Genomic DNA, 22752 nt, shown 5'->3' on the forward strand with positions numbered 1-22752 from the left:
GAAGGCCCCATGCGCAAGATCCTGATCGTCCTGATGCCCCTGCTGCTGACCGCCTGCGTCGACGACAGCGTGTCGTACTATGCGGACGGCGGCAACGGCAACCACGCGTTGACCATCCATCGGGCGCAGAAGCATTTCTGGAGCAGCGCGAGCAGCATCGAGCTGATCATGCAGCGGCTGCCCGATTGCCTGCGCCGCATCGAGCTGACCGAGATGCCGGCCGACGACGTCGAGATCGAACTGCTGTCCGGCGGCGACAATGTCTGGACCCTGCGCGCCGGCAAGGAGATGTGGCAGGTCGAAACGCAGACCTGCACCATGTATCAGGATGTGAAAGGGGACGGCGGCGAATTGGTCGGCGTGTTCCGCGTCGACGGCGGCAAACTGGTGTACGAGGCGGCGGTGCTGGAACCGGCGCCGGCCACCGAGCCTGCGGCGGCCCCGGCGCCGGCGCCCGCCCAGTAATCGCTAGCGCGCCAGCGCCATGCGGCGCGCGGCCGGCCGCGCCTGCGGACGCGCCGCCCGCATCGGCGCCTGCTGCTGGTCGCCATTGAGCTTGAAGCGGCTCACCAGTTCGGCCAGCATCCCGGCCTGTTCCTGCATGCTGCCGGCGGCCGCCGCGGCCTGCTCCACCAGCGCGGCGTTCTGCTGCGTCACCGAATCCATCTCCGTGATCGCCATGTTGACGTGGCCGATGCCGGTGCTCTGCTCATGCGAAGCCTCGGTGATCGCCGACATGATCTGCGTCACGCGCGACACGCTGGCCACCACCTGATCCATCGTGGTGCCGGCCTCCGCCACCAGCGCGCTGCCGGTGCTGATGCTGTCCACCGAAGCGTTGATCAACTCCTTGATTTCCTTGGCCGCGCCGGCCGAACGCTGCGCCAGGTTGCGCACCTCCGACGCCACCACCGCGAAGCCGCGTCCCTGCTCGCCGGCGCGCGCCGCCTCCACTGCCGCGTTCAGGGCGAGGATGTTGGTCTGGAACGCGATGCCGTCGATGACCGAAATAATGTCGACGATGCGCGTCGCCGACGCGTTGATGGTGTCCATCGTCCGCACCACCTGCGACACCACCTTGCCGCCCTTCTCCGCCACCGCCGACGCCGACAGCACCAGCTGGTTGGCCTGTACCGCGTTGTCGTTGTTCTGGTTCACGGTCGAGGTCAACTGCTCCATCGAGGCCGCCGTTTCCTCCAGCGAGCTGGCCTGCGATTCGGTACGCGCCGACAGGTCCATATTGCCGGACGCGATCTCGCTCGACGCGGTGGCGATGGTGTCGGCGCTGCGGCGGATTTCGCCGATGGTGTCGGCCAGGCGCTGCTGCATCGCCTTCATGCCGTACAGGATGCTGGCATTGTCGCTCTCATGGGTCTTGATGACGGCGCTCAGGTCGCCGCTGGCGATCTGCTGCGCGATCTCGCCGACGTATTCCGGCGCGCCGCCGATGGCGTGGCGCAGGCTCTTGTTGACCACGCTGACAATCAGCCACAGCACCACGCAGACGCCGGCCAGCATCCCCGCCGACTTCATCAGCGAGGCGTGGAAGGCGGCGTCGATGTCGTCCATGTAGACGCCGGTGACCAGATCCCAGTTCCACGGCGCGTAATGGATCACGCGGCTCATCTTCGGCACCGGCTCGGTCGCGCCCGGACGCGCCCAGTGGTAGCGCACGAAACCGGCGCCTTCCGGCGACGCGCCGGCCGCCTGGATGTCGCGGTACAGGTAGACGCCTTTCGGATCCTTGAAATCGACCATGTCCTTGCCGTCGTTTTCCGACTTGAAGGGATTCATCAGCGAGCGCGTGCCGCTGGTGACGGTGATGTAGCCGTCCTTGCCGTAGCGCAGGCCCTTGATGACGGCGATCGCCTGTTTCTGCGCGTCTTCCTTGGAGAGGGTGCCGGCGGCGGCCTTGTCGCCGAATTGCTTGACGATGCTGAGGCCGAGGTCGTCGATGTGGATCAGATCGCCCTGGCGTTCTTCGACCCGTACATTGCGGGCCTGGATGGTCTCGAACAGGAAAATCGCGGTGATGCAGACCAGGCTGCAAATCAACGGCACCCAGAGTTTTTGCTGGAACGACAATTTGTTCATGGTGGCAGTCTCCTATTGTCTTGTGGAAATAAGAATACTCCTATTGCGATAGCAAGTGAATAACTGCCTTAAACAAGTTTCAGACTGTCGTTATTTGTCTACGTCAAAAAGGAAAACGGGCGCGGCGATCTTCATCGCTACGCCCGCTTGCCAGAACCGTTTTGCTTGATTAGTGCGCGCTGTTGTCTTTGGCTGGTTTGGCGGCCATTTGCGCCTTCACGTTCGCGCTTTTTGGACGCGGCGCCAGATAGGCGATGTCGGTGTAGGCTTCGTTGGTGTCCAGCAGGCCGGCTTTGCGGGCGGCCAGGGTCTCGGCGATCACCTGTTCGCGCGTCACCGAGCTGGTGGCGGCGGCCTGGGTGCGGAAGGCCTGGTCGAAGCTGGCTTCGTTTTCATCCGAAGGGGCGGCGAAGGCTGCACCAGCAGCCAGCAGGAAGGGAACCGATGCGATGATGGATTTAGCGTTCATTTTGATGCTCCTTGAAAGTTGTGCTGCGTCGATGGAGTCATCTTAGTATTTGCAAAGCGGATTAAAAAGCGCGATTTTCAGCGCTAATTCATCCGTTTATCCGATGCATCAGTTTCCTCATGGGCGCATCAGCGCTTTTCGCTGTCCAGCGTTGCCGACGAATGGGCGTTGTAGCGATCGCCCGCCGCCGCATCGGCCGGGACGGCCGCCTCCAACCTGGCCAGGTCGGCCGGCGACAACGTCACTTGATTGGCGCCCAGCGCCTCCTCCAGCCGGGCGCGGGTGCGGGCGCCGACCAGCGGCACGATGTCCTCGCCCTGCGCCGCCACCCAGGCGATCGCCACCTGCGCCACCGACACGCCCAGCTCGGCCGCGATGGCGCGCACCTTTTCCACCAGCGCCAGGTTGTGGTCCAGGTTCTCGCCCTGGAAGCGCGGGCTGGCCAGGCCGCGGAAATCCGCCTCGCCGGCGCGCTGCTTGCTCCAGTGTCCGCTGATCAGGCCGCGCGACAGCACGCCGTAGGCGGTGACGCCGATGCCCAGCTCGCGGCAGGTCTGCAGGATGCCGTTCTCGATGCCGCGCGAGATCATCGAATATTCGATCTGCAGGTCGGCGATCGGATGCACGGCGTGGGCGCGGCGCAGGGTCTCGCTGCCCACCTCCGACAGGCCGATGTGCTTGACGTGGCCGGACTTGATCAGCTCGGCGATGGCGCCGACGGTGTCCTCGATCGGCACGTTCGGATCCAGCCGCGCCGGGCGGTACAGGTCGATGTGCTCGACGCCCAAGCGCTTCAGCGAATACGCGGCGAAGTTCTTCACCGCCGCCGGGCGCCCGTCCATGCCCAGCCACTGCCCGTTCGGATCGCGCATGGCGCCGAACTTGACGCTGATCTGCACCTGGTCGCGGCCGCCGGCCAGCAGCGCCTCGCGCAGCAGCAGTTCGTTGTGGCCCATGCCGTAGAAGTCGCCGGTGTCGAGCAGGGTGACACCGGCGTCCATGGCGGCGCGGATGGTGGCCAGGCTTTCGGCGCGGTCGGCCGGGCCGTACAGGTCGGACATGCCCATCAGGCCCAAGCCCAGTTGAGCGACTTGCGGGCGGGTGCGGCCGAGTTTGCGGGTTTGCATCATGATTCTCCAGTGGTGGTTCGTCGATGAATCCATTATGCTGTTATCGATCACGGCAATAAATACCGCATTTCCTATAACTTTATTCGAACAGAGCTAACAATGGACCAGTTCAAGTCGATGCAGATCTTCAAGACGGTGGCCGACTGCAAGAGCTTCACCCAGGCCGCCGAGCAGCTGGACCTGCCCAAGCCCAGCGTCACCAACGCGGTGCAGGCGATCGAGCGGCAGTTGGGGGTGCGGCTGCTGCAGCGCACCACGCGCAAGGTCAGCCTGACGGTCGAAGGCGCGCTCTACCTCGAGCGCTGCACCGCGCTGCTCAACGAGCTGGAGGACATCAACGGCCTGTTCATCGGCGACGGCCGGCTGCTCAGCGGCGCGGTGCGAGTCGACCTGCCGGAGCGGCTGGCGCACCTGTACGTAATTCCACGGCTGCCGGAATTCTTCGCGCGCCACCCGCAGATCCAGGTGCGGCTCGGCTCCAACGACCGCTTCGCCGACCTGGTGGGCGAAGGCATCGACTGCGCGGTGCGCGGCGGCACGCTGCGCGACTCGACGCTGGTGGCGCGCCGCATCGCCGCGATGGAGCAGATCAACGTCGCCACGCCCGCCTATCTGGCGCGGCACGGCACGCCGCTGACGCTGGACGACCTGCGGCGGCATACGGCGGTGAACTTTTTCTCCAGCCAGAGCGGGCGCGACATGGAATGGGAATACATTGACGAGCACGGCGTCGAGCGCACGCTGACCATGCACAGCCAGGTCTCGGTCAGCGGCACCGAAGCGCTGATCGCGGGCTGTCTTGCCGGACTGGGGATGATCCAGGCGCCGCGCCAAGGGCTGGCGCCGCTGCTGGCGAGCGGCGCGCTGGTCGAAGTGCTGCCGCGCTGGCGGGCGGCGGCGTTGCCTCTGAACATCATTTATTCGCACAATCGTCACCTGTCGCCCCGGGTAAAGGTGTTTGTCGACTGGCTTGCTAGTGTTCTTGAGCAACAAACTGTGTCAGAATAAGCTAATATTTCTTAACAAACTTATCTTCCATGAAACTGATCCTGCCGACCGCATTGTTGGCCCTGTGCGTAAGCAATGTCCAAGCCGCGCCGAAGGCCGCCAAACCGCCGACGCAGGCACAGGTCGTGGAGGCGGCGTCGAAAAAAATCGACGGCGCCACGCTGCTGGAGCAGATCGCCACGCTGGCCTCGGACGAATTTGAAGGCCGCGCGCCCGGCACGCACGGCGAAGCGGTCACCATCGACTATCTGCAACAGCAATTCAAGCAACTGGGGCTGGAAGCGGGCAACCCGGACGGCGGCTATCTGCAGGCGGTGCCGCTGGTCGGCATCTCCAGCCACCCGACGCTGAGCTACACCAAGGATGGCCAGGCAACACCGTTGACCTTCGGCGACGACTACGTCGCCTGGACCGCGCGCCCGGAACAGAAAATCGACATCGCCGATTCCGAACTGGTGTTCGTCGGCTACGGCGTGCAGGCGGCGGAGTTCAAATGGGACGACTACAAGGGCGCCGACCTCAAGGGCAAGACGCTGGTCATGCTGATCAACGACCCGCCCGTGCCCGACCCCAAGCATCCGAAACTGCTGGACCCGGCCATGTTCGGCGGCAACGCCATGAGCTGGTACGGCCGCTGGAACTACAAGTTCGAGATGGCGGCCAGGATGGGCGCCGCCGCCGCCCTGATCGTGCACGAACCCAAGGCCGCCGGTTACCCGTACGAGGTGGTGGTCAACAGCTGGGGCCGCGAGAATTTCGCCATCGACAGCAGCGCGCCGGGGCCGGAATTGCCGGCCGTACCGGGCTGGTTGCAGCAGGACCGTGCGCGCGACATGTTCAAGGCCGGCGGTTTCGACTTCGACACGCTGAAGAAGCAGGCGCTGTCGCGCGATTTCCACCCGGTGCCGCTGGGGCTGAAGCTCAACGTCGCGATGCCGAACGCGGTGCGCCAGCTGGCGTCGCACAACGTGGTCGGCAAGATCGCCGGGTCGGATCCGCAGTTGAAGGATGAAGTGGTGGTCTACAGCGCGCACTGGGACCACTTCGGCATCGACGAAGCGCTGCCGGGGCCGCGCACGCAGCAGATTTTCCACGGCGCGCTGGACAACGCCAGCGGCGTCGCCGCGCTGCTGCAGATCGCCAGGGCCTACCAGGCGCTGCCGACGGCGCCGAAGCGCAGCATCCTGTTCGTGCTGACCACGGCCGAGGAACGCGGCCTGCTGGGCGCGCAATACTACGCGCGCAACCCGCTGTACCCGCTGGCCAAGACGGTGCTCAACATCAACGTCGACGGCTTGAACCTGTGGGGGCGGACCCGGGATGTCGAGCTGAGCGGCATGGGCAAATCCAGCGCCGACGAGATCGTCGCGGCGGTGGCGGCGCGGCAGGGGCGCGCGGTGCGGCCGGACAGCAACGTCGACTACGGCAGCTACTACCGAGGGGACCAGTTTGAATTCGCGCGGGCGGGGGTGCCGGTGATCTACCTGCGCAGCAGCACCAACTACATCGGCAAGCCGGCGTCCTACGGCAAGGAAAAAGTGTTGAATTACACCGCGCACCAATACCACACGGTCAACGACGTGGTGCAGCCGAAATGGGACACCAGCGGCGCGGTGGAAGACATCGCCCTGCTGTTCCAGGCCGGCTACCACGCCGCGCAAGCCAAGGACGCGCCGAAATGGAATCCCGCCGCCGAATTCCAGCGCCGCTAAAAACAGCAGGTGTCAGTGCCGACATTCGGACACAAGCTGAACGGTATTTGGCAGTTATAGCTGAGAGCGTGTCCGAATGTCGGCACTGACACCTAGCTTGTGCAGCTTTTGCAGTTGCGTCAGGTTGCGCTGGTGGTGGGCGTCGGGGCCGGCGGCGGCGATGTCGGTTTGCAGCGCCTGCATCGCTTGCTCGATGCGGTCCGCGTCCTGCGGCGCCAACTCGATCAGGCTGCTCACATAGGTGACGCCCCATTGCAGCCGCGTCGCCGGGCCGACCGCGGCTTCCCAGGCCTTGCCGTACCACGCCAGCACGCCCGCCGTGTCGCCGCGCCGCTTGGCGCTGCTCGCCAGACTCAACATGAAGTAGTACGGCGAATGCGAGCGCGGCAATTCCGCCAGCAGCACCTGCTCCGCTTGCGCGGCCAGGCCGGCGTCGTTCAGCGCGCTCACCGCCGTGTTGACCAGCGTGTGGCGCTCATACGGATCGCTGGATTCGGCCAGTGCCTCCTCCACCCGTTGCCGCACCTGTTCCTGCAAGCCCTGCGTCGGCGCCAGCAGCCGCGTCAGGCGCATTTGCAGGCGCACCGCCGCCAGGCGGTCCGGGGCGCTGAGCCAGAAGTCGTCGGCCCATTGCGCGGCGGTGCCGCTCAACGCGGCCACCAGTTCTTCGCGCCGGCTGGCGATCTTGATCAGGTTGATGCCGCTGTTGCTCAGGATGTCCATGTTCGAACGCGCCAGCCGCGCGTCGCCGAACACCGCCAGCAGCGAGGCGGCGTCGGCGCTGCCCGCCGCCAGTTGCGCGTGCAGCCGCAGCCGCACGGCGGCGTCGGGATTGGCGCCGGCCCCCGCCAGCGCGGCGTCGGCCAGCGCGGCCAGCGTCGGCGCCAGTTCGCGCCCGTCCAGCAGCTTGCCTTCGTCGGTGTCCCACGAGTAATGACTCAGCAGCGACCACTCGTCGGCGCTCGGCGCGCGCTCGCCGGACAGCGCGGCCCGCAACGCCGAGGCGGCGTCGGAGCCGGCCGCGTGCACCGCCAGCGCGGCGTCGAAGGCGGCGTCGAACAGTTCCCCGTCCAGCTCGCACGGCAGGCGGGTGATTTCGCCGCCGTCCGGCGCGTACAGCACCAGCGTCGGGTAGCTGCGCAGCCAGTAGCGCGCCGCCAGCGCTTGCGCGCCGACGCTGTCGCCGTCGAGGTGGTGGCACAGCACCGAACGGCTGCGCCGGATGAATTCGTCACGCGCGAAGAGGTCGGCCTTGACCCGGTTGCACGGCGGGCACCAGACGGCGCCCCAATACAGGAACAAGGGCCGCTGCTGCGCCCGCGCCAATGCGAAAGCGGCGTCGAGGCCGCCGTCCAGCCATTCGATCGCCGCCATGAATCAGCTTTCGCGCGCCAGCGCCAGGAATTCGGTGCGCATCGCCAGGTTCGGCTGCAATTCGCCCAGCATCGCCGAGGTCACCGTCTCTTCGCCCGGCGTGCGGATGCCGCGGCTTTCCATGCACAGGTGGCGGCATTTGACGACCACGCCGACCGCTTTCGGTTCCAGCACTTCCATCAACGCGTTGGCGATCTGCATCGTCATGCGTTCCTGCACTTGCAACCGCTTGGAGAAGCAGTCCACCAGCCGGGTCAGCTTGGACAGGCCGACGATCTTGCCGTTCGGGACGTAGCCGACCGTGGCCTTGCCGAAGAACGGCGCCAGGTGGTGCTCGCAGTGGCTGTAGACCGGAATGCCGCGCACCACGATCAGTTCGTTGTATTGCTCGGCGCCGTCTTCAAACGCCTTCAGCAGTTCGACCGGGTCCTGGCCGTAGCCCGAGGTCCAGTGCTTCCATGCTTTGGTGACGCGGGCCGGGGTTTCCACCAGGCCGGGACGGTTCGGATCTTCACCGAAACTGGCGATCAGGCGGCGCCAGTCGTTTTCCGAGAATTCTTCTTGAGACATGATGAAACACCTTTTTTTTACGATTGCCGACAGTATATAGAAAACCGCCGGACACCATCGACTAAGGCTTGGGGCGGTGGGCGTCCACCAACTGGGCCGCGATCGACACCTTGATCGGCAAGTCCGGCCATTCGTCGCCCGGCCCGAACCAGCGCGCCTCGGCGATCTCGCTCGGCTCGATGCGGATCTCGCCGTCCAGATAGTCGGCGGTGTAGGCCACCATCAGCGAGTGCGGGAACGGCCACGACTGGCTGCCGAAGTAGCGCAGGTTGTGCACCCGCAGCCCGACCTCCTCCCGCACCTCGCGGTGGATCGCTTCCTCGATCGACTCGCCGGCCTCGACGAAACCGGCCAGCGCCGTGTAGCGCTTGTACGGCGAATTGGTGTGCAGCGCCAGCAGCACCGCGTCGCCCTTGCGGATCAACACCATCATCGCCGGCGAAATCCGTGGATAGGCGCTGTGGCCGCAGTGCGGGCATTTGTAGCAGCGCTCGCCGGCCAGCTGCTGCATCGGCGTCGCGCAAACGCCGCAAAAGCGATGCGTGCGCGCCCATTCCGCCAGCTGCAGCGCCCGCCCGGCCAGGCCGAGGAAGCCGTCGTCGACCGCGCCGAACAGCGAGCGCAGCCCGTGGTACGCATATTCCGGGTCGGGCGACGCGTCGTCGTCCAGCCAGGCCATCTGGTAATAGCGATCGTTCCAGGTGCCCAGCGCGTGGATGCGCTCGGGCGGCACCCGCAGCGCGGCCAGCATCTCCGACGGCGGCAAGCCCAGATCGCTGTTGCGTAAAAGCAACCCTCCGCGATGACAGACAAAGGTCAGCGGATCGGCGGCGTCGCTGGGAAGGATCAGGGGAACGAAGGTGGCGGGCGTGAGCAGCATGGCGGGCGGCGAGGGGGCGGGTTGACTGATTGCAGCATCTTACCGTGTTTTGCGGCGGCCGGCCGGGTGCACCGGGTGCGCGACCAGCCATTGTTTCCAGACCAAGATTTACACCATTTTCATACCTTTAATCGCTGCATCGGGAGCTTTCACGCTACTATATATTGCTGTAAGGAGATTTTTTCATATGCCATCTATCGTTGCCGGTTTAAACACCGACCAAATCGCCAGTCTGTCGACCAGCCAGATCATCCTGCTGACCACGGCCGACATCCAGTTGCTGAACACAAGCCAAATGACCGCGTTCAGCACGCAGCAACTGGGCGCCCTCGGCACGGCCCAGCTGCGCGCGCTCTCGACGGCGAACCTGCAGGCCCTGAGCAACGATCAGTTCGAATACGGCATCTCCACCAGGCAAATCCAGGCGCTCAGCTCGTCGCAGATCAGCAGCCTGAGCAGCAGCCAGCTGACCGGCGGGCTCGGCTCGGCGCAGTTCGCCGCGCTGGGCACCGCCCAGCTCAACGCGCTGACCACGGCGCAGTTCTCCAGCATCGGCGACGACAACATCGCGGCCCTGCGCACCAGCCAACTGGCCGGCCTGAGCACCGTGCAGCTGCGCGCGCTCGCCACCGGCCAGATCGCCGCGCTGACCAGCACCCAGGTCGCGGCGCTGCAGACCCGCCACATCGCCGCGCTCGCCACGCTGCAACTGGCCGCCATCGAGACCGAGGACATCGCCGCGCTCGGCACGCAGCAGCTGGCGGCGCTGGCATCCGGCCAGCTGGCCGCGCTGAGCACCCTCCAGATCGCCGCGCTGCGCACCGCGCAGAGCAGCGCCTTGACCACCGCGCAAGTGGCCACGCTGGGCAACGGGCAGCTGGCCGCGCTCGGGACCGACGGCTTCGCCGCGCTGCGGACGGCGCAGATCGCCGCGCTGACCACGGCGCAATTCGTCGCGCTGGGCACCGACCAGATCGTCGCGCTGACCACCGCGCAAGCGGCGGCGCTGACCACCAGCCAGCTGGCCCACATGGACAGCGACCAGCTGGCCGCGATGGAGACCCGCGACTTCGCCGCGCTGCGCAGCCAGCAGTTGAACGCGCTGGGCAGCGCCGCCGCAGCCCTGCTGAGCACGACGCAGATCGCCGCGCTGACCACGGCCCAGGTGGCCGCGCTGAAAACCGCCCAGCTGGGCGCGCTCGGCAGCGACCAGATCGTCGCCCTCGGCACCGCCCAGATCGCCGCGTTGACCACGCAACAGGTGGCTGCGCTGAGCGCGCTCCAGGTGGCCGCCATCGAAACCACCGACATCGCCGCCATGAAGACGGCGCAAATCGCCGCGCTCGGCTCGGCCCAGCTGAACGCCTTCGGCAGCGCCCAGTTGGCCGCGCTGACCACGGCGCAGGCGGCCAGCCTGACCACCACCCAGCTGGCCAGGCTGGACTCCGGCCTGATCGCCGCGCTGCAGACCGCCGACGTGGCCGCGCTGAAGACCGCGCAGATCGCCGCCATCGCCACCGCCGGCATCGCCGCGCTGGACAGCGGCCAGTTCGCCGCCTTGAACTCGCAGCAGATCGGCGCGCTCAAGACCGCGCAAATCGGCGCGCTGTCCACCACCCACATCGCGGCGCTGAGCACGGCCCAAACCACCGGCCTGGCGACCCAGCAACTGGCCGCGCTGTCGGCCGACCAGCTGGGCGCGCTCGGCACCGCCAACCTGGCGGCGCTGCGCAGCGCGCAGATCGGCGCGCTCGGCACCAGCCTGATCGCCGCGTTCGGCACCGACCAGATCGTCGCGCTGACGACGGCGCAAGCCGCCGCGCTGACCTCGCGCCAGCTGGCCGCGCTGAACAACCAACAATTGAACGCGATGGAAACCGCCGACCTGGCCGCGCTGCGGACCGCGCAGCTGGCCGGCCTGAGCACCGGCAATCTCGCCGCCTTGTCCACCAGCCAGCTGGCCGCGCTGACCACGGCGCAGCTCGCCGCGTTGAGCACGCAACAGCTGGCGGCGCTGGGCACCGACCAGATCGTCGCCCTGGGCACCGCGCAGGCGGCCGGCCTGAGCACGCGCCAGATCGCCTCGCTCAGCGACGAGCAATTGGCGGCGCTGGAGACGGTCGACCTGGCCGCGCTGAGGACCGCGCAGCTGGCGGCGCTGTCGAGCAAGCAGTTCGGCGCGCTGGGCACGGCGCAGATCGCCGCGCTGACCACGCTGCAGGCCGGCGCGCTGACCACCGCGCAACTGGCCGCGCTGAGCACCGACCAGGTCGCCGCGCTGCCGACCCAGGACCTGGCCGCGCTGAAATCGCAGCAGGTCATGGCCCTGTCCAGCGACGCCGTGGCGGCGCTGACCACCAGCCAATTCGCCGCGCTGACCAGCGCCGTGCTGGCCGCGCTGACCACCGCGCAGGCGGCGGCGCTGACCACCGACCAGATCGTCGCGCTGAGCAGCGTGCAGGTCGCCGCGCTCTCCACCCGCGACCTGGCCGCGCTGAACACCGACCAGGTCAACGCGCTGGAAACCGTCGACTTCGCCGCGCTGAAGACGGCGCAGATCGCCGCGCTCAGCGCCACCCAGGTGGCCGCGCTGAGCACCGACCTGATCGTCGCGCTGACCAGCAACCAGGCCGGCGCGCTGACGCCGGCCCAGCTGAACGCGCTGACCACCGACCAGTTGAACGCGATGGAGACCCAGGACTTCGCGGCGCTGAAAACCAGCCAGCTGCTCGGCCTCGGCACCAAGTCGATCGCCACCCTGACCGTGGGCCAGGTGGCGGCGCTGAAGACCGGCCAGATCTCGCAGCTGAACTCGGACCAGATCCAGGTGCTGAGCGCCAGCCAGCTGGGCGCGCTGACCACCGCCCAGATCAACGCCCTCAGCAGCACGCAGATCGGCTGGCTCAAGACCGAGCAGGTGGCCGCCTTGACCACCGGCGACTGGGCCGCGCTGAAATCGAGCCAGCTCAACGCGCTCAATGCCGACCAGATCGCCGCCATCACCACCGACCAGATCGTCGCGCTGGGCACGTTGCAGGCGGGCGCGCTGTCGTCGCGGCTGCTGGCGCTGCTGTCGACCGACCAGCTGACCGCGCTGGAGACGGCCGACCTGGCCGCGCTGAAGACCAGCCAGATCGTCAGCCTGGGCACGGCGGCCGTGGCCGCCCTCACCAGCACCCAATTGCAGGCGCTGAAAACCCAGCAGGTGGCGGCGTTGACCACCGCCCAGCTGGCCGCGTTGAGCGGCGGGCAGATCGCCGCGCTGACCACCGCGCAGGCGGCCAACCTGGCCACCGCGCAAATCGCCGCGCTGTCCAGCGAGCAGCTGCGGGCCTTGGAAACGGCCGACCTGGCGGCGCTGAGGACGGCGCAGATCGTGGCGCTCGGCACGCTGCTGGCCAGCCAGCTCGGCACCGACCAGATCGCCGCGCTGACCACGCTGCAGGTGTCCAGCCTGAGCATCGCCCAACTGGCCGCGCTCGGCACCGCGCAGATCGCGGCGATGGAAAGCGCCGACCTGGCCGCGCTGAAGACCGCGCAGATCGCCGGCCTCTCCAACGACGACCTGAACGCGCTGGACGCGGGCCAGCTGCGGGCGTTGACCACGGCGCAACTGGTGGCGCTGAACAGCGCCCAGCTGCAGGCGCTGGCGACCGCGCAAGTGGCCGCGCTCAGCACGCTGCAAATAACCAGCCTCGGCACCACGCAGATGACGCTGCTCAGCGGCGAGCAGCTGCTGGCGCTCGGCACCGACGGCCTGGCGCTGCTGAAAACGGCGCAGGTCGCCGCGCTCAGGACCGCGCAGATCGCCGCGCTGGACAACGACCAGATCGTGGCGCTGACCACGCTGCAGGTGAGCCATCTGACGACCGCGCAGATCGCCAGCCTCGGCGGCGCGCAACTGGACGCGATGGAAAGCCAGGACTTCGCCGCGCTGAGAACGGCGCAGATCGCCGCGCTGGGCACCGCCCAGATCGCCGGCCTCGGCACCGCGCAGGCGGCCGCGCTGACCACGCAGCAGGTGGCCGGCCTGTCCACCGCCCAGCTGGCCGCGCTGGGCACCCAGCAGTTGCAGCAGTTCTCCAGCGCCGACATCGCCGCGCTGAAGACCGCGCAGATCCAGTCGCTTACCAGCGACCAGCTCGATTCGCTGAACAGCGATCAGTTCCACGCGCTGACCGTGGTGCAGCTGGGCGCCTTGAGCAGCGCCCAGTTCCAGTCGCTGACCACGGCGCAGATCGCCGCGCTCAGCACGCTGCAGGCCGCCAATCTCGGCACCGCGCAGGTGCAGGCGCTGAGCGCGGTGCAACTGGCGGCGCTGGAAACCCAGGACCTGGCCGCGATGAAGTTGCCGCAGCTGGCCGCGCTGACCACCGCGCAGTTCGTGCTGCTCAACAGCGACCAGATCGCCGGCCTGACCGCGCTGCAAGCAGCCGGCCTGAGCACGGCGCAACTGGCGGCCATGGCCACCGACCAGATCGTCGCGCTGGAAAGCCGCGACCTGGCCGCGCTGCGCACCGCGCAGTTGCAGGCGCTGGGCAGCGACCAGCTCGACGCCCTCGGCACCGACCAGCTGCGGGCGCTGACGGTGGCGCAGTTGTCGTCGCTGAGCACGCTGCAACTGACGGCGCTGCTGACCTCGCAAATCGCGGCGCTCAGCACGTTGCAAGTGGGCGGCCTGGCGACCGGCCAGATCGCCGCGCTGACGGCCGACCAGCTGGCGGCCTTCACCACCGATGAAATGCTGGCGCTGAAGGCGACGCAGATCAACGCGCTGCGCGGCGGCCAGATCGCGCTGCTCAGCACCGACCAGATCGCCGCGTTGAGCGCCACCCAGGTAGCCGCGATGCGCACCGACCAGCTGTCGGCGCTCGGCTCCGACCAGGTCGCGGCGCTGAGCACCGCCGACTTCGCGCTGCTGAGCGCGGCGCAGTTGTCGGCGCTGGGCATGCTGAGCAATCTCACCACCGACCAGTTGCAGGCCTTGACCCCGACCCAGATCGGCGGTCTGACCACGGCGCAGATCGCCGCGCTGAGCAGCAACCAGATCGTGGCGCTGACCACGCGCCAGATCGGCAGCCTGAGCACCGCCGGCATCGCGGTGCTCGGCAGCGACCAGCTGCGCGCGCTGGAACTGGAAGACCTGGCCGCGCTGAAGGCGGCGCAACTGGCGGCGCTCAACACCGACCAGATCGCCTCGTTGAGCACCGACCAGGTCATGGGCCTGACCACGGCGCAATTCTCCGGCCTGGGCACGCTGCAAGTGGCGGCCTTGAGCACCGATCAGGTGCGGGTGCTGACCGCCGACGAGCTGCAGGCACTGAAGGCGGCGCAGGTGGCCGCGCTCAGCGCCGACCAGCTGGCAGCGCTGGGCCTGGACCAGGTGCAGAATCTCGGCGCCGTCCAGCTCGCCGCGCTCAACAGCGCGCAGCTGCAGGCGCTGACCACCGACCAGGTGATCGCGCTGACCACGCGCCAATTCCAGCTGCTGGCCACGGCCCAGGTGGCCGCGCTCGGCACCGACCAGCTGGCCGCGATCGAGATCGAGGACCTGGCCGCGCTGAAGACGGCGCAGATCGCCGCGCTCGGCACGGCGCAGATCCAGGCGCTCGCCGTGGACCGCATCGCCGCGCTGACCACCGCGCAGGCGCAGGCGCTGAGCGGCGCCCAGTTGCTGGCGCTGAACTCGGCGCAAATCCAGTCGCTGAGCACCGACGACCTGGCCGCGCTGAAGTCGGCCCAGGTCGCCGCGCTCGGCAGCGACCAGCTGAACGCGCTGACCTGGGACCAGCTGCAAAGCCTGGGCTCGGCCCAGCTGAACGCGCTGACCACGGCGCAGGTCGCCGCGCTGGGCGCCGACCAGATCATCCAGTTGACCACGCAGCAATACACCCAGCTGGGCACGGCGCAACTGGCCGCGCTCGGTTCCAGCCAACTGGCCGCGCTGGAGCTGGAAGACCTGGCGGCGCTGCTGACCGCCCAGATCGCCGCGCTCGGCACGCTGCAGATCAGCCAGCTGGACCTGGCGCACATCGCCGCGCTGACCGCGCAGCAGGCGGCGGCGCTGACCGCCGCCCAGCTGGCGGCGCTGTCCACCGATCAGCTGCAAGCCTTGCACAGCGAAGACCTGCAAGCGCTGGGCACGGCGCAAATCCAGGCGCTCAGCACCGACCAGCTGGTGTCGCTGACCCTGGAGCAGCTGCAAACCCTGACCACCGCCCAGCTCGACGCGTTGAGCTCGGCGCAGGCGCGCGCGCTGACCACCGACCAGATCGCCGCGCTGACCACGCTGCAAGTGGCCAACCTGGCAACCCGCCAGCTGGGCGCGCTCGGCAGCGACCAGATCGCCGCCATCGGCACCGACGACTTCGCCACGCTGTCGAGCACGCAGATCGCCGCGCTCGACGCCGGCCAGTTCGGCGCCGTCACCACCGACCAGATCGTCGCGCTGAGCAGCAGGCAGGCGGCGTCGCTGAGCACGGCGCAAGTGGCCGCGCTCAGCAGCGACCAGCTCGACGCGCTGGAGACCGGCGATTTCATCGCGCTGACGTCGGCGCAGATCGCCGCCATCGGCAGCGCCAACATCGCCGCGCTGACCACCGGCCTGATCAGCGTGCTGGGCACGGCGCAGCTGGCCGCGCTGGGCACCGACCGCATCGCCGCGCTCAGCACCGACCAGATCATGGCGCTGGGCACGGCGCAGGTGGGCAGCCTGGGCACCGCGCAGATCGGCGTGCTCGGCACCGACCAGATCGCCGCGCTGAGCACCATGGACTTCGTCGCGCTGCACGGCAACCAGCTGGCCGCCTTCAGTTCCGACCAGTTCGCCGCGCTGACCAGCGACCAGCTGAACGCGCTGTCGACCAGCGCCGTCACCGGCCTGACCACGCAAATGCTGGGCGCGCTGACCACCATCCAGTTCAGCCAGCTGAGCACCGCGCAGGTAGCGGCGCTGACCTCGGCGCAACTGCCGCTGCTGAGCACCGACCAGCTGGCCGCGCTCAACACCGACCAGTTCGCCGCCGTCAACACCGGCGCCATCGCCCGCCTGCAGGCGGCGCAGGTCGCCGCGCTGACCACCGACCAGATCGTCGCGCTGAGCACCAGCCAGGCGCGCGCGCTGGGCAGCACCCAATTGACCGCGCTCGGCAGCGACCAGGTGGCGGCGCTGGAAAGCGCCGACCTGGTCGCGCTTGGCACGGCACAGATCGCCATGCTGGGCGCCGCGCAGTTGCAGGCGCTGCTGGCCGACCAGGTCGCCGCGCTGGGCACGGCGCAAGTGGCGGCGCTGACCACCAGCCAGGTCAACGGCGGCCTCGGCACGCTGCAGATCGTCGCGCTGACCACCGCCCAGGCGGCCGCGCTGACCACGCGCCAGGTCGCCGCGCTCGCCACCGACGCCATCGTCGCGCTGGAGACGGCCGACCTGGCCGCGTTCTCGACCCGCCAGATCGCCGCGCTGGGCAGCGACCAGATCGCCGCGTTCGGCAGCGACCAGCTGAACGCGCTGACCACCGCCGAACTGGCGGCGCTGAGCACCAGCCAGCTGCTGAACGGCCTGAGCACGCTGCAACTGGCGGCGCTCGACACCGCCCACATCAGCGCGCTGAGCACCGCGCAGCTGAGCTACGGCTTCAGCGCCGAGGCCATCGCCGCGCTCGGCACCGACCAGATCGGCGCGCTGCGCACGGCGCAAACGGCGGCGCTGACCACGCTGCAACTCGGCGCGCTGAGCAGCGACCAGATCGTCGCCCTGAGCACCGCGCAGGCGTCGACGCTGACCACGCAGCAAATTTACGCGCTCACCACCGACCAGACCGTCGCGCTGGAAACGGCCGACCTGAACGCGCTGTCGACGCGCCAGATCGCGGCGCTGAACACGCTCGACATCGGCGTGCTGGGCAGCGACCAGCTCAACGCGCTGGGCCTGGCGCAACTGGCCGCCTTCGGCACCGCCCAGCTGGCCTACGGCCTGCAGACGGCGCAGCTGGCCGCGTTCGACACCAGCCATATCGCCGCGCTCGGCACGGCGCAGCTGGCCTACGGCATCAACCTCGACAACCTGCTGGCCCTGACCAGCGACCAGATCGGCGCGCTGCGCACCGCGCAGCTGGCGGCGCTGACCACGCTGCAAATCGGCGCGCTGAGCACCGACCAGATCGCCGCATTGGCGACCGCGCAAATGACCGGCCTGGCCACCGCGCAGATGGCGTGGCTGACCGCCGACCAGCTGGCCACGCTCAGCACCGGCCAGGTGGCCGCGCTCGACACCCAGGATGTGGCCGCGCTGACCGCCGCCCAGTTCACCGGCCTCAGCACCGACCAGACCCAGGCGCTGGGCACCGCCCAGGTGCGCGGCCTGAAGACGGCGCAAATCGCCGCCGTCGACGCCGGCCAGATCGGCGCCTTCAGCACCGACCAGATCGCCGCGCTGAGCACCGCGCAAGCGGCCGCGCTCAGCGTCAACGCGGTGACCGCGCTCAGCACCGACCAGCTCGGCGCGCTGCAGACGGCCGACGTGGCCGCGCTCGGCACGCTGCAGATCGCCAGCCTGGACGTCGGCCAGCTGCCCGGCCTGAACACCAGCCAGCTGCAGGCGCTGACCAGCGTCCAGCTGGGCGCGATGACGGCCGACCAGCTGTATGCGCTGAGCACCGGCCAGATCGCCGCGCTGCGCACGGCGCAGATCGGCTACCTGAACACCACCCAGCTGGCGGCGCTGTCGGACGCGCAAATCCAGGCCTTCACCACCGACCAGATCGCCGCCATCAAGCTGAGCCAGATCCCGGCGCTGACGCTGGACCAGATGTCCTCGCTCGGCAGCGACCAGCTGCGGGCGCTGACCACGGCGCAGGTCCAGGCGCTCAGCGCCACCCAGCTGAACGCCCTGACCGGGGCCCAGGCCGGCGCGCTGACCACGACCCAGATGGCGGCGTTGAAGAACGCCCAGATCGCCGCGCTGTCGATCGACCAGATCAGCGGCTTCGACCCCAGCCAGCTGGCCGCCTGGAGCACCAGCCAGCTGGGCGCGCTGACGGCGACCCAGATCGGCTACCTGTCGACCACGCAGATCGCCGGCCTGAGCAACACCCAGGTGGCCGGTTTGAAGAGCAGCCAGCTGCTCGCCTTCAGCACCGACCAGATCGCGGCCTTCACCGCCGCCCAGATCCCGGCGCTGACCACCACCGGGCTGGGCGTGCTCAGCGTGGCGCAGGCCAACGCCTTCACCGGCGCCCAGGTGGCGGCGATGACGGTGACGCAGACCATGGCGCTCAACGCCGCCTCGAGCAACTACGCCACGCCGCTGGTGCTGGACCTGGACGGCGACGGCGTCAGCACGCTGAGCATCGCCGCCGGCGTGCATTTCGACATCCGCGCCGACGGCGAGAAAGTCCAGACCGGCTGGGCCGGTCCGCGCGACGGCCTGCTGGCCCTGGACCGCAACGGCGACGGCGTCATCAACGACGGCGGCGAACTGTTCGGCGGCGCCACCACGCTGGGCAACGGCGCCAAGGCGGCCGACGGCTACGCCGCGCTGGCCGAACTGGACAGCGACGGCGACGGCCGCATCACCAGCGCCGACGCCGCCTACGGCGCGCTGCGGGTGTGGGTGGATGGCAACTCGGATGGCGTCAGCCAGGCCGACGAGCTGAAAACGCTGGCGCAGCTGCGGATCGCCTCGATCGACACCGGCGCGCAACACGCGTTGACGCTGCAGAACGGCAACGCCATCGGCCTGACCTCGCACTACACCAGCAACGACGGCAGCCGCCACGACAGCGCCGACGTGTGGTTCCTGGCGCAGCAATCCGCCGCCACGCCGGCAACAGGTGCTGCCTCGTTGCAACAGCAAGTGACCGCGCTCAGCAACGCGCTGAACGCGTTCCAGGCCGGCGCCACGGCCGCCGGCGCCTCCAGGCTGACGCCGCCGCCGACGCCGGCCGACACCGCCGCCGCAGCAGCAGCAGCGCCGACACTGGCGCTGAGCGAGGCGCTGGGCCGCTACCGGGCGGCGCAAGGCTTGCGCGGCGCCGCCGCCGCGCTGACCGGCAACGGCCGCGAACCGGCGCCCGGCGCCGGCCACGACGGCGACTGGTTCAGCGTGCCGAAGCGATAACACTACGGCCGGATCCGGCGACGGATCCGGCCCGGTGGCGTCATCGCCGGAGCAGACGGGCGTTTACACGCTTGCTCCAAAGCCAAAAGTTGCCCCACAGCGAGCGACAGAAGGTATGATACTGGCTACTCTCGTGGCGCTGCGGGCCGTAAGCCGCAGGCCGGACCGATACCAAATAAAGCCAGCTATGACCGCACAAGCATCCGCAGCAACCCTTCCCGCCGACACCAGCCCGCTGGGCACCGTGATGGCGCTGGCCGTCAAGGGCAGCCTGTCGATCGGCGATCTGTTCAACGCCGCCGCCGTACTGCAGGAGTCGGGGCAATTGCCGGCCGCGATAGGCTTGTACCGCGCCTGGATCGAGCACACGCCGTCGCCGCTGGGCTACGCCGCCTGTTTCAACCTGGCGGTGGTGTTGTCGCAATCCGGCGACGATGTCGGCGCCGAAGCGGTGCTGCGCCAGGCGATGGCGTTCAATCCCAATTTCATCGAGGCGCGCCTGAACCTGGGCACGCTGCTGGAACGCACCGGCCGCCCCGACGACGCGCTGGCGATGTGGAACTCCATCCTGACCGATCCGATCGAGCCGGACGTCAAGACCAATCCGGCGCTGTACGTGCAAACCCTGAACAACCTCGGCCGCCTGCTGGAGATCCGCAAGCGCTACCCGGAGGCGGAGGAAAAGCTGGCGCTGAGCCTGCGCGTCGATCCGCAGCAGGCCAACGTGATGACGCACTGGGTGCACCTGCGCCAGAAGCAATGCGCCTGGCCGGTCTACAGCGGCCTGGAACACATCTCGGTGGCCACCATGATGGACGGCACCTCGGCGCTGGCGATGCTGAGCGCCTCCGGCGACCCGGCGCAGCAGCTGGCCGCCGCGCGCCGCTTCGTCAACGAAAAGGTCAACGCCGCCGTCGCGCCGCTGACCGGCGCCCACGGCTACGGCCACCAGCGGCTGCGCATCGGCTACCTGTCGTCGGACTTCTGCTCGCACGCGGTGTCGATCCTGACCGCCGAGCTGTACGAGCTGCACGACCGCAGCAAGTTCGAGGTGTACGCCTTCAGCTGGAGCCGCGAGGACGGTTCGCCGATCCGCGCCCGCGTGGTCAAGGCGATGGACCACTACATCCGCATCGACGCCATGAGCGACGAGCAGGCCGCGCGCGCCATCCGCGCCCACGAGATCGACATCCTGGTCGACCTGCATGGCCTGACGCTGGGCGCGCGCCCGAACATCCTGGCCTACCGCCCGGCGCCGGTGCAGCTGACCTACCTCGGCTTCCCGGGCAGCACCGCCCTGCCCGGCGTCGACTACGTGCTGGCCGACGAATTCCTGATCACGCCGGAGATGGCGCAGCACTTCACCGAGAAGCCGCTGTACCTGCCGGACACCTTCCAGATCAACGACCGCCAGCGCCTGATCGCCGCCAAGCCGAGCCGCGCCTCGGTCAGCCTGCCGGAGGACGCCTTCGTCTTCTGCTCGTTCAACAACAATTTCAAGTTCACGCCGGACCTGTTCGGGGTCTGGATGAACATCCTGCGCCGCGTGCCGAACTCGGTGCTGTGGCTGGTGGCCGACTATCCGGAGGTGCGCGAGAACCTGTGGCGCCACGCCGAGCAGGCCGGCATCGACCGCGCCCGCCTGATCTTCAACACCCGCGCCGTGCCGGCCGAATACCTGGCGCGCTACCAGCTGGCCGACCTGTTCCTCGACACCTTCCCGTTCAACGCCGGCACCACCGCCAGCGACGCGCTGTGGGCCGGGCTGCCGCTGCTGACCTGCGCCGGCCAGACCTTCTCCTCGCGCATGGCCGGCAGCCTGCTGCGCGCGGTCGACCTGGCGCAGCTGATCACCTACGACTTCGCCGACTACGAGGAAAAGGCGGTGGCGCTGGCCAACGATCCGGGCCGCATCGCCGCCATGAAGCGCCAGCTGGTGGCCAACCGCCTGACCTGCGCGCTGTTCGACAGCCCGCGTTTCGTGCGCAACATGGAGGCCGCGCTGCAGAAGGTGGCCAAGCCGGCCGCGCCGCGGCTGGCGGCGCCGCAGCACGCGGTGCGGCCGCCGGAGCAGCAGCTGGAACCGGCGGCGCCGGCGCGCATCGACCAGATCCCGGTGATCACCGTGTCGTACAACTCGCCCGACCTGATCGAGGCGCTGCTGCGCAGCTTCCGCCGCGTCTACAGCAACCGCATCTACATCATCGACGGCTCCAACCCGGACGTGGCGGAAAAGATCCGCGCCATCACCGACGCCTACGCCGACGTCGAGTTCATCCCGTTCGGCTACAACATCCACCACGGCCCCGGCCTGTCGTGGGCGATCAACCACCTGGGGCTGGCGGGCGAGGTGCTGTTCCTCGATTCCGACGTCGAGATCATCCAGGGCGGCTTCCTGGAATCGCTGCACGCCGCGCTGCGTCCCGGCATGTACGGGGTCGGCAGCATCCAGCCGGTCAATGAACTCGGTTACGACCGCGCCGACGGCGCGGTGCGCTACCTGCACCCGGCCTGCATGCTGACCAATATCGAAGTGGTGCGCCAGTGGCCGATGCCGATCAAGCACGGCGCGCCGCTGATCGCCGCCATGCTGGCGATCCACAAGGCCGGCGCGCACCACTTGATCGACAGCGTCGACTGGGTGCGCGAAGACTTCGCGCCGCAGCCGGTGCGGCGCCACTACATCAAGCACGACTGGCAGGGCACGGTGATCCGCACCGGCGGCTACCACTACGACCTGCCCAGCGCCACCAGCGTCAACACCGACCTGCTGCAGTTCGTGCCGCTCGACGCGCGCAAGATCGTCGAAGCGCATTGCCGCGACGGCGCCTTCGCCAAGGCCTACAAGGCGCGCAACGCGATCGTCGACTACACCGGCATCGAGTCCGATCCGGCGCCGGCCCAGGCGGCGCGGCCGCACTGCGATTTCGTGTTCAACCTCGACCTCGAGCACGCCGGTCCGGAGCTGTGGGACCACGTGCGCGGCGCCGATTGCTGGGTGCTGGACGAGGCGCTGGAACGCATGGACGACCCGTGGTCGGTGCTGCGCAAGATCCGCACCAGCATCGCGCCGGGCGGCAAGCTGGTGGCCACCATCAACAACTTCCAGCACTGGAGCGTGCAGGCGCGGATGAACGCCGGCGACCTGCGCTACGGCCCGGCGGGCATCGACAAGGCGCGCAAGCGCGTGTTCACCCGCGGCGCCATGCTGGAGATGCTGCAGCAGGCCGGCTTCCAGATCAGCGGCGGCAGCGCCCGCATCATCGACGAGCCGGCGCGGGAAAAATACCTGCCGGCGATCCGCCTGATGGCCGGCGCCAGCGGCATCGACCCGGTGGTGGCGGTCGAGGACGCGCTGCCGTGGCAATACATCGTGACCGCCGTCGCGGCCTGACCTG

11 protein-coding genes are annotated in these 22752 nt (G+C 68.7%); 5 read left to right on the top strand and 6 right to left on the bottom strand.

Features of this window, described 5'->3' with window-relative positions; genetic code table 11:
• Positions 1 to 9 precede the first annotated feature (9 nt).
• Positions 10 to 465 carry a hypothetical protein gene (locus GW587_RS02225; protein ID WP_166098002.1) on the top strand — a complete coding sequence of 152 codons (456 nt, stop codon included), beginning with the start codon at positions 10 to 12 and terminating at the stop codon, positions 463 to 465.
• A 3-nt stretch (positions 466 to 468) separates the two neighbouring features.
• On the opposite strand, the gene GW587_RS02230 is transcribed toward GW587_RS02225, so the two are convergent.
• The 3 genes from GW587_RS02230 to GW587_RS02240 all read right to left on the bottom strand — a co-directional run bounded on the left by GW587_RS02230 (position 469) and on the right by GW587_RS02240 (position 3690).
• The gene (locus GW587_RS02230) at positions 469 to 2094 is read right to left on the bottom strand and encodes a methyl-accepting chemotaxis protein (protein WP_166098005.1); all 1626 of its coding nucleotides are present in this window, start codon (positions 2092 to 2094) and stop codon (positions 469 to 471) included.
• A gap of 169 nt (positions 2095 to 2263) precedes the next feature.
• Positions 2264 to 2563 (bottom strand): DUF4148 domain-containing protein, encoded by a 300-nt coding sequence (locus GW587_RS02235; RefSeq protein ID WP_166098007.1) that lies wholly within the window; start codon positions 2561 to 2563, stop codon positions 2264 to 2266.
• A 128-nt stretch (positions 2564 to 2691) separates the two neighbouring features.
• Entirely contained in the window at positions 2692 to 3690 is a 999-nt protein-coding gene (locus tag GW587_RS02240) for an aldo/keto reductase (protein WP_166099071.1), read from the bottom strand.
• Positions 3691 to 3792: 102 nt separating this feature from the next.
• Between GW587_RS02240 and GW587_RS02245 the strand changes: the two genes are divergently transcribed.
• Positions 3793 to 4701, top strand: coding sequence for a LysR family transcriptional regulator (locus GW587_RS02245; protein ID WP_166098009.1), 909 nt, complete (start codon positions 3793 to 3795; stop codon positions 4699 to 4701).
• Between the two features lie 29 nt (positions 4702 to 4730).
• Complete coding sequence (locus GW587_RS02250; protein ID WP_166098011.1) at positions 4731 to 6413, top strand: M28 family peptidase; 1683 nt, start codon at positions 4731 to 4733, stop codon at positions 6411 to 6413.
• Positions 6414 to 6467: 54 nt separating this feature from the next.
• Here GW587_RS02250 and GW587_RS02255 read toward each other — a convergent pair whose 3' ends face one another.
• From GW587_RS02255 to nudC, 3 genes are all read right to left on the bottom strand, one after another.
• Positions 6468 to 7787, bottom strand: a complete 1320-nt coding sequence (locus tag GW587_RS02255) for a thioredoxin family protein (protein WP_166098013.1) — start codon at positions 7785 to 7787, stop codon at positions 6468 to 6470.
• 3 nt (positions 7788 to 7790) lie between these two features.
• Entirely contained in the window at positions 7791 to 8357 is a 567-nt protein-coding gene (gene folE, locus GW587_RS02260; protein ID WP_166098016.1) for a GTP cyclohydrolase I FolE, read from the bottom strand.
• Between the two features lie 61 nt (positions 8358 to 8418).
• Positions 8419 to 9237, bottom strand: coding sequence for an NAD(+) diphosphatase (gene nudC, locus GW587_RS02265; protein ID WP_166098019.1), 819 nt, complete (start codon positions 9235 to 9237; stop codon positions 8419 to 8421).
• 187 nt (positions 9238 to 9424) lie between these two features.
• Between nudC and GW587_RS02270 the strand changes: the two genes are divergently transcribed.
• Together GW587_RS02270 and GW587_RS02275 are read left to right on the top strand one after the other, a co-directional pair.
• Positions 9425 to 19354, top strand: a complete 9930-nt coding sequence (locus GW587_RS02270) for a beta strand repeat-containing protein (protein WP_166098021.1) — start codon at positions 9425 to 9427, stop codon at positions 19352 to 19354.
• Between the two features lie 187 nt (positions 19355 to 19541).
• On the top strand, positions 19542 to 22748 hold the full coding sequence (locus GW587_RS02275) for an O-linked N-acetylglucosamine transferase family protein (RefSeq protein WP_166098024.1): 3207 nt from the start codon (positions 19542 to 19544) through the stop codon (positions 22746 to 22748).
• Positions 22749 to 22752 lie beyond the last annotated feature (4 nt).

The sequence above is a fragment of the Duganella aceris genome (assembly GCF_011090165.1).
Lineage (GTDB): Bacteria > Pseudomonadota > Gammaproteobacteria > Burkholderiales > Burkholderiaceae_D > Rugamonas > Rugamonas aceris.

Excerpts from the sequence above, each read along its gene's own strand:
- GW587_RS02225 (WP_166098002.1), top strand. The coding sequence starts at position 10 with ATGCGCAAGATCCTGATCGTCCTGATGCCCCTGCTGCTGACCGCCTGC.
- GW587_RS02230 (WP_166098005.1), bottom strand. The coding sequence starts at position 2,094 with ATGAACAAATTGTCGTTCCAGCAAAAACTCTGGGTGCCGTTGATTTGC.
- GW587_RS02235 (WP_166098007.1), bottom strand. The coding sequence starts at position 2,563 with ATGAACGCTAAATCCATCATCGCATCGGTTCCCTTCCTGCTGGCTGCT.
- GW587_RS02240 (WP_166099071.1), bottom strand. The coding sequence starts at position 3,690 with ATGCAAACCCGCAAACTCGGCCGCACCCGCCCGCAAGTCGCTCAACTG.
- GW587_RS02245 (WP_166098009.1), top strand. The coding sequence starts at position 3,793 with ATGGACCAGTTCAAGTCGATGCAGATCTTCAAGACGGTGGCCGACTGC.
- GW587_RS02250 (WP_166098011.1), top strand. The coding sequence starts at position 4,731 with ATGAAACTGATCCTGCCGACCGCATTGTTGGCCCTGTGCGTAAGCAAT.
- GW587_RS02255 (WP_166098013.1), bottom strand. The coding sequence starts at position 7,787 with ATGGCGGCGATCGAATGGCTGGACGGCGGCCTCGACGCCGCTTTCGCA.
- folE (WP_166098016.1), bottom strand. The coding sequence starts at position 8,357 with ATGTCTCAAGAAGAATTCTCGGAAAACGACTGGCGCCGCCTGATCGCC.
- nudC (WP_166098019.1), bottom strand. The coding sequence starts at position 9,237 with ATGCTGCTCACGCCCGCCACCTTCGTTCCCCTGATCCTTCCCAGCGAC.
- GW587_RS02270 (WP_166098021.1), top strand. The coding sequence starts at position 9,425 with ATGCCATCTATCGTTGCCGGTTTAAACACCGACCAAATCGCCAGTCTG.
- GW587_RS02275 (WP_166098024.1), top strand. The coding sequence starts at position 19,542 with ATGACCGCACAAGCATCCGCAGCAACCCTTCCCGCCGACACCAGCCCG.